Annotated in this window: 9 protein-coding genes; all 9 read left to right on the top strand. The window is 65.1% G+C overall.

What is annotated here, in order from left to right; all coding sequences use genetic code 11:
* The first annotated feature begins 134 nt into the window (after window positions 1-134).
* Window positions 135-638, top strand: coding sequence for a hypothetical protein (locus HLH25_RS08140; protein ID WP_182973570.1), 504 nt, complete (start codon window positions 135-137; stop codon window positions 636-638).
* On the top strand, window positions 635-1,843 hold the full coding sequence (locus HLH25_RS08135; protein ID WP_182973569.1) for a hypothetical protein: 1,209 nt from the start codon (window positions 635-637) through the stop codon (window positions 1,841-1,843). Before HLH25_RS08140 ends, HLH25_RS08135 begins: the two co-directional genes overlap by 4 nt.
* Window positions 1,840-2,052: a hypothetical protein gene (locus tag HLH25_RS08130; protein WP_182973568.1), complete on the top strand. Its 213-nt coding sequence runs from the start codon at window positions 1,840-1,842 to the stop codon at window positions 2,050-2,052. The genes HLH25_RS08135 and HLH25_RS08130 overlap by 4 nt, the downstream gene beginning before the upstream one ends.
* A 104-nt stretch (window positions 2,053-2,156) precedes the next feature.
* Window positions 2,157-2,594 (top strand): hypothetical protein, encoded by a 438-nt coding sequence (locus HLH25_RS08125; protein WP_182973567.1) that lies wholly within the window; start codon window positions 2,157-2,159, stop codon window positions 2,592-2,594.
* A 109-nt stretch (window positions 2,595-2,703) separates the two neighbouring features.
* A complete protein-coding gene (locus tag HLH25_RS08120; protein WP_182973566.1) occupies window positions 2,704-3,117 on the top strand; it encodes a hypothetical protein in 414 nt (137 codons plus the stop codon).
* Window positions 3,118-3,296: 179 nt separating this feature from the next.
* Window positions 3,297-4,169: a tyrosine-type recombinase/integrase gene (locus HLH25_RS08115; RefSeq protein ID WP_182973565.1), complete on the top strand. Its 873-nt coding sequence runs from the start codon at window positions 3,297-3,299 to the stop codon at window positions 4,167-4,169.
* Window positions 4,170-4,393: 224 nt separating this feature from the next.
* The gene (locus HLH25_RS08105) at window positions 4,394-5,002 is read left to right on the top strand and encodes a DUF3164 family protein (RefSeq protein ID WP_182973563.1); all 609 of its coding nucleotides are present in this window, start codon (window positions 4,394-4,396) and stop codon (window positions 5,000-5,002) included.
* Window positions 5,003-5,174: 172 nt separating this feature from the next.
* The gene (locus HLH25_RS08100) at window positions 5,175-5,948 is read left to right on the top strand and encodes a DNA adenine methylase (RefSeq protein ID WP_343065491.1); all 774 of its coding nucleotides are present in this window, start codon (window positions 5,175-5,177) and stop codon (window positions 5,946-5,948) included.
* Between the two features lie 44 nt (window positions 5,949-5,992).
* The gene (locus HLH25_RS08095; RefSeq protein ID WP_246401644.1) at window positions 5,993-6,301 is read left to right on the top strand and encodes an HNH endonuclease signature motif containing protein; all 309 of its coding nucleotides are present in this window, start codon (window positions 5,993-5,995) and stop codon (window positions 6,299-6,301) included.
* Window positions 6,302-6,429 lie beyond the last annotated feature (128 nt).

The following is a 6,429-nucleotide window of genomic DNA, read 5'->3' as shown; positions in this document are numbered from 1 at the left end:
AAGGCACCCAAGACCATCCTTATCGCCATCGCACGCCAGCTTCTCGTCATCCTCAATGCCATGATCCAGAAAGGTCAGACTTTGCAGATCACATGATCAACACAGTTGCCCTGACGACGTGAGGAACCCGCACCATGACGGGTAACGACGCCCAGACCCTGGCGGCGATCAAGACCGCGACTGCCAATGCGATCGGCAAGGTCGGCGGCGTCCATGCGGCAGAAACGATCTGCCGGGTCGGAAACAGCCAGCTCTCGGACTACCAGAACCCGCACCGCCCCTCGATCGTCCCGGTCGATGTCGCCCTTGATCTGGACCGCCGCGCCCATGAGCCGGTGATCCTGCGGGAGATCGCCCGGATCGAAGGCTACGCGCTGATGCCGGTGCATGTCGGTACAGGCACCGTCGCCGAGAGCATGGAGCGCGTGTCGCTCAATTCCTCGGCCGCGCTCCAGACGACGCTGCGCATCCTGGCCGATGGCATCGTGACGGAGGATGAGGCGCGCGAGTTGTCGGCGGACCTGCACAGCCTGTTGACGGTCGTGCATGAGGCGATGCGCGTGTGCCAGGCCCGGCTGGGCGCACACCACAGGGTCGTGCCGATCCATGACGGATCGGTAGCCGGAGGAGCGGCATGACGGCGGGCTTTGCCATCCCGGCAGCGTTCGACGCTGCCGCCGTCCCGCCCTGGAAGCTGCTGCGCTGCGCCCCGGCCGAGATCCGGGGCGTTGTCGTGTCGATCCGCGACACCCTGCATGAGAGCCGCATGATTGCGTTCCGCAGCGGCGCCCATGCTCTGCCGGTGCCCGAGATCGCCACCCTGATCGGCGAACAAGCCGACGTTCTGACCCGTACGCTGCCCGAGATCGTGCAGCGTGGCTTTGCCGCATGGGATGACGAGGGATGCCTGTATAGCCCTCACCTGCTGGCGCGTGAGTTGCGCCGCCAGGAGCGTGCACGCAAGGCAGCAGAGCGCGCAGCGCGGCAGGACGCCATCGAGGCGGCCATTGCGGCTGGAGAGCTGCCGGCGGACATGACGATCCAGACCATGGCCAATCAGACGAATGCGCGCCGTGGCGGCCGGCCCCGTAAGGGTGAATCTCCGGAGGCGGCTTATGCCCGCCGCCTCGCCGAGGCCGAACATGCGGGGCAGCAGCGCTCGATGCGCCTGCTTCGGACGGTGGAAACCCCGAAAACCGAAACAGGAAACCAAAACCGAAATGGGTTTTCGGTTTCCGGGGTTTCGGTTTCAGTTCCGGTTTCCGGGGTTTCCTTAGATCTAGATAGAGATATTAATTTCTCTCCTTCTGAATCTGAGGAAACCGCCGAAACCGAAACCCAGCCGGAAACTGCCCCGGTCCCCCCCGAGCTTCTGGCGGAAACCGCCAACCGCGTGCTGTGCGCGGCGGGCTGGGAGCGCACGGCCCTGTCCAGACAGATGGGCGCGATCCGGGGCTGGCTTCAGCGCGGCTGCCCGGCGGACGTCTTGGTCGAAGCCGTTGAGACCCATGTCCAGGCGATGAAGGCCAATGAGGACACGCCCCGGCATATGGGCGCGTTCCAGAAGGCGATCGGCGCAGCGTGGGAAGCGCATCGAACGCTTTCCCTGATGCCGGAAGAGATCGGCCGCCCGGCCGCGCCGACGCCCGAATGGGAACGCCGGGCGCGGGAAGATTACGGGCATGACCAGCGCCTCTTCGCGAGCATCATGCAGACCGAGGGCGATTACACGAAGGTGCGGCGCCTGTGGGCGGACAAGGCGCGTGAGTTGGGCCGCCCGATCACTGAGCTGCGCCTGGAATCTTATCTGGCGGCCTACCGGCCACAGGAGGATGCTGCTTGAGAGCATTTCTGGCCCGGCTCATCCAACCCAGCAGGGAGGCCCGCCGGTTGCGGCAGGAGAACGGCCAGCTCGGACGCGAGCTGGCCAATTTGCGTTTGGAGCTGGTGCTTGTGCGCCGGCGCATGACGCTGATGGAGCAGCCGCGCGATGCGTGCGGCCGATTCCAGGCAAAAACGGGGGCAGAGACGGATATGGTTCGCGCACGGTGAAATCAGCACGGTCATCCCGCCGGCCGCGCGCGGCGGCGGTTTCTCAGGGCCAACGGGCCACAGCAACACCAACCCCCGAGCGCCTGGCGCGCGGGGAAGTCGAAATGGTCAGGCTGGATCCGAAGGATGCAGTCGGCGCGATCGATGTCTACCGGACGGCGCCAGGCCTCTATAACCTGCGGCGATCCAAGGCCATCGATCAGGCTCATGTCATCGCGGCCAATATGTGGGCTCGCGATTATGAAACGGGCATTCTTGGCGCTTCAGATCCTGAACGGGCGGCAACGGGCAAAAGGGGCGATCTCCACGACGTCATGCTGGCCCGTGCAGCGGCATCGGCACGGTGCGAGCACATCAGGAAGGCAATCGGCCGCGTGGGGGAAAACCTGCTGATCATGCTGATGATCGACGGCTTACCTCTGGATGAAATGGCAAACCGCTTGGCCAAGCACAGACGCAATATCTCCGGGGCCTCGGCACTGGTTCTGGAGCAGACCATCGAACTGTATGATGAGATGCCGGGGGCTCACTGGCGAGATTGACGTGTCCGGATTTTTCGGGCAAATCTGGTAGCATCTTCGAAGGCGTGTGTCCGGAAACGGGCGACACGCCTTTTTTATGCCCAACGGGCACCTTCCCTCTCGGTGAAACATGAAACCACGCCCGCTGCCGGTGCAGCGCGGCGACATTGTCGTGCGCGGATCGCGTCACGGCATTGTCGTGTCCGTGCTGGACGGAATGGCATTGATCGTCCCGCTGGAGCGCGAAGCTCTGCCGCGTCACCGCGCCGACGTGCCGTGCAGGAAAATTCCGTGCGCACCAGGCCAGGTGACCAATCTTGCCGCGCGCTGCGCCGACCGGTTCTGGACGAGCGCCCGGACTGGCGCAGATCGGACTGGCGCCGCGCCCGACGCGCTTATGCAGCACATCGACCGGGCCATCATGCGGGAGAACGCGGCACGCAAGACGGAGGAACTGCGCCCAGGCGTGGTGCCGTCGACGCTCGGCCGTGGGCCGCGCTGGTGGGATTGCGGCCGGAAGGTCGGCGGCGCACCCTCCGATTGATGCCGGTCTCCGCGCTGCCCAGTCGCCGAAAGCCGGGATGATAACCCGGAATTATCGGACACGGGGCAGTGCGACATGCGGGAGATAACCCGCAAGCCCCCCCGGAAAGCCGGGAGATAATGCCTGTTATCTCCCGGTTTTTGGCGGGGTCAAATTGGCCACTTATTTAGGTGGATCAAATGGTTAAGAGAGATCGTGCGGGATCGCGCGCCAGCGGGCCGCCAGATCTCGCCAAGGTCTCGGGCGATGATCTGCTTCTGCGGTCGTGGCTCCACAACCGGGGAGAGAACACCCGCCGGGCTTATGAGCGGGATGCCCGCGCCTTCATGGCCTATGCCGGCAAGCCGCTGGGCGAGGTGGTGCTGGATGACCTGCAAGCCTGGTTCGACTGCCTGGACGGATCGGATGCCACGCGCCGGCGGAAGCTGTCGGCCGTCAAATCGCTGCTCGCCTTCGGCGCAACGATGCGGGTCCTCCCCACGGATGAGGGCGCTGCGTTCCGCTTGGAGCGGGCACGGGACACGCTCCACGAACGCATCCTGCCCGAGGAAGACGTGGCGAGGATGATCGACAGCGAGACCGATCCGCGCCGTCATGCGCTGCTCCGCGTCCTGTATGTGCTGGGCCTCCGCATCAGCGAGGCATGCGGCCTCACATGGCGGGACATGACGCGCCGCCAGCAGGGCGGCATTGCCAGCATTTTCGGCAAGGGCGCCAAGACCAGATCGGTCGTGGTGCCCGCCAAGCTATGGAAAGAGCTTGTGGCCCTGCGGGTCGACAAACGGCCTGATGCGCCGGTTGTCCCCGGCCACGAGGGCGGTCCTCTTCACGTCAAGGCGGCAGACCGCATCGCGAAGAGGGCCGCGAGGCGGGCTGGCCTGTCATCGGCCGTCTCGGCGCACTGGCTCCGCCACGCCTGCTGCTCGCATTCGCAGGACCGGGGCGCGCCGCCCCATGTCGTCCAGGCGCAGCTCGGCCACGCATCGCTCGCCACGACGACGCGATACAGCCACGTCCGCGAGGGCGACGGCGCCGGGAAATATCTCGACTGACCGCATCAGCGCGGGCAGTCCCCCACTGTCAGGGATGACCATCTCATGAAGTCAGCCAGTCAGGCTCGCACGCCGGCGACGGACGCCAGCGTGTGGCAGCGCGCGGCCGCGCACTACGGCCGCATCGCGGAAAAGGATCGCCGTCCTGGCGTGCGGCTATGGGCCGCATTGCGGGCCAAGGCGTGCCGCCGTCGAGCACAGGGCGTCACCGGGGAGATGCCGGCATGACCATTCCGGACGGCTACATGCAGGATTCGGCCGGCCGGCTGGTCCCGCGTGACAAGGTGAAGCCCGAACATCTGCTCCAGGATGACCTGGTGTGCCGGCTGTTCGCGCAGGCTGCGGAACGACGGGAGCAGCTCCGCGCATTCCGCGAAGTCTGCTTCTCGGAGATCCGGTCGTTTCTGGCGCTCCTGGCCGAGAACTATGACACGGCCATGGGCGGCGCGAAGGGCAACCTGACGCTGCCGAGCTACGACGGCACGAAGCGGATCACGGTCGCCATCGGCGATTCCATCTCGTTCGGCCCTGAATTGCAGGTCGCCAAGACCCTGATCGATAGCTGCCTGACGCGCTGGACCGAGGGCGGCAACGCCAATGTGCGGGCTGTCGTGCTGGATGCGTTCGAGGTCGGCAAGGAAGGCAAGATCCGGACCGACAAGATCCTTGGGCTCCGGCGCCTGGCGATCGAGGATGACGAATGGAAGCGCGCCATGGGCGCGATCTCCGACAGCATCCGAATCGACACCACGAAGGCATACATCCGGTTCCACGAGCGCCAGCGGGCAGAAGACGCCTTCAGTCAGGTCCCGCTCGACATCGCCCGCGCTTAACCAGGGCCACGGTTTCCCTTGCTCCACAGGTTAGGGGCAGGGGCTGGTTTGCTGACACAAACCACGCCGCGCAGCGGACACTGCGCACGGGAAACCCCCGCCCCGGTTCCTGTGAAGGAACGGGCGATCGAGTATCAGTACGATGCATCCAACACAAATCGCGGCGACTCCGGTGCAGCCGATAGCGCCGTATCTTGGTGGCAAGCGCAATCTCGCGGGCCGTATCATCAAACGCATCGCCGAGGTCGAACACACGACCTATGTCGAGCCATTCATCGGCATGGGCGGCGTGTTTCTGCGCCGTCCTTTTCGTGCCAAGAGCGAGGTCATCAACGACGTCTCCCGCGATGTGGCGACGCTGTTTCGGGTCTTGCAGCACCACTATGTCGCGCTGATGGACATGCTGCGCTTCCAGCTCACCAGCCGGGCGGAATTCGAGCGCCTGCTCTCCATGAACCCGTATTCGCTGACCGACCTGCACCGCGCGGCGCGGTTCCTCTATGTCCAGAGGCTGGCATTCGGCGGAAAGATCAGGTCGCGGAACTTCGGCGTGGACCCGACGCGCGGCAGCCGCTTCGACGTAACCCGGTTGGCTGCGGTGCTGGACGAGGTGCATCAGCGGCTTTCGAGCGTGGTCATCGAATGCCTGCCATATGACCGTCTGATCGGGACGTATGACCGGCCGGGCACGCTGTTCTACCTCGATCCGCCATATTGGGGATGCGAGCGTGACTACGGCGCCGGCGTCTTTGCCTCGGATGACTTCGAGCGATTGGCCACGATCCTCGGCACGATCAAAGGCAGCTTCATCCTCTCGATCAACGACGTGCCCGAGATCCGGCGGATCTTCGCTGGGTTCAAGATCGAATCCGTCTCGACCACCTATACTGTCGGCGGCCGGCCCTCGAAGGCGGCCGAGCTGATGGTGATGTCCCCTTCCCTTTGAGGTCCACAATGCCATCGCCCAGGAAGCAGGCGCCTTTGCGGTGCTTGGATAGCCCGGTCCGGACGCTGGACACGAGCATCGCGCAGGTGCCGAAGAAGACCGCCGACCCATTCTATCTGTCGACGGCCTGGCGCCAATTGGTCACGACCCTGATCCGGAAGCGCGGCCGCCGCTGCGAGCAGTGCGGCCGCGAAAACACCCGGATTTTTGGTGACCACGTCCAGGAGCTGAAGGACGGTGGCGCGCCGCTCGCCGAGGCAAACGTGCGGCTGCTCTGCGGCTCCTGCCACACCCGGAAGACGGCCCGTGCCCGCGCGGAACGGGTCGCAACAAGGTATGCGCCTAGCGCATAGATTTGGCTGACCCATGCACCAGACGCATCCATGCGCCGGGTGCATGGGGGCGGGTCCAATCTTGAACGGAACGCATAGGGGCCAAACCGCACCGGTCCCACGCGCGAAAATTTTTTCCGTCTGAACGG

The sequence above is a fragment of the Gluconacetobacter dulcium genome (assembly GCF_014174165.1).
GTDB lineage: Bacteria > Pseudomonadota > Alphaproteobacteria > Acetobacterales > Acetobacteraceae > Gluconacetobacter > Gluconacetobacter dulcium.
This window is presented reverse-complemented; position numbering and strand designations above follow the sequence as displayed.

Bases quoted from the DNA above. Each gene is read 5' to 3' on its own strand.
- HLH25_RS08140 (WP_182973570.1), top strand. From the start codon at position 135: ATGACGGGTAACGACGCCCAGACCCTGGCGGCGATCAAGACCGCGACT.
- HLH25_RS08135 (WP_182973569.1), top strand. From the start codon at position 635: ATGACGGCGGGCTTTGCCATCCCGGCAGCGTTCGACGCTGCCGCCGTC.
- HLH25_RS08125 (WP_182973567.1), top strand. From the start codon at position 2,157: ATGGTCAGGCTGGATCCGAAGGATGCAGTCGGCGCGATCGATGTCTAC.
- HLH25_RS08120 (WP_182973566.1), top strand. From the start codon at position 2,704: ATGAAACCACGCCCGCTGCCGGTGCAGCGCGGCGACATTGTCGTGCGC.
- HLH25_RS08115 (WP_182973565.1), top strand. From the start codon at position 3,297: ATGGTTAAGAGAGATCGTGCGGGATCGCGCGCCAGCGGGCCGCCAGAT.
- HLH25_RS08105 (WP_182973563.1), top strand. From the start codon at position 4,394: ATGACCATTCCGGACGGCTACATGCAGGATTCGGCCGGCCGGCTGGTC.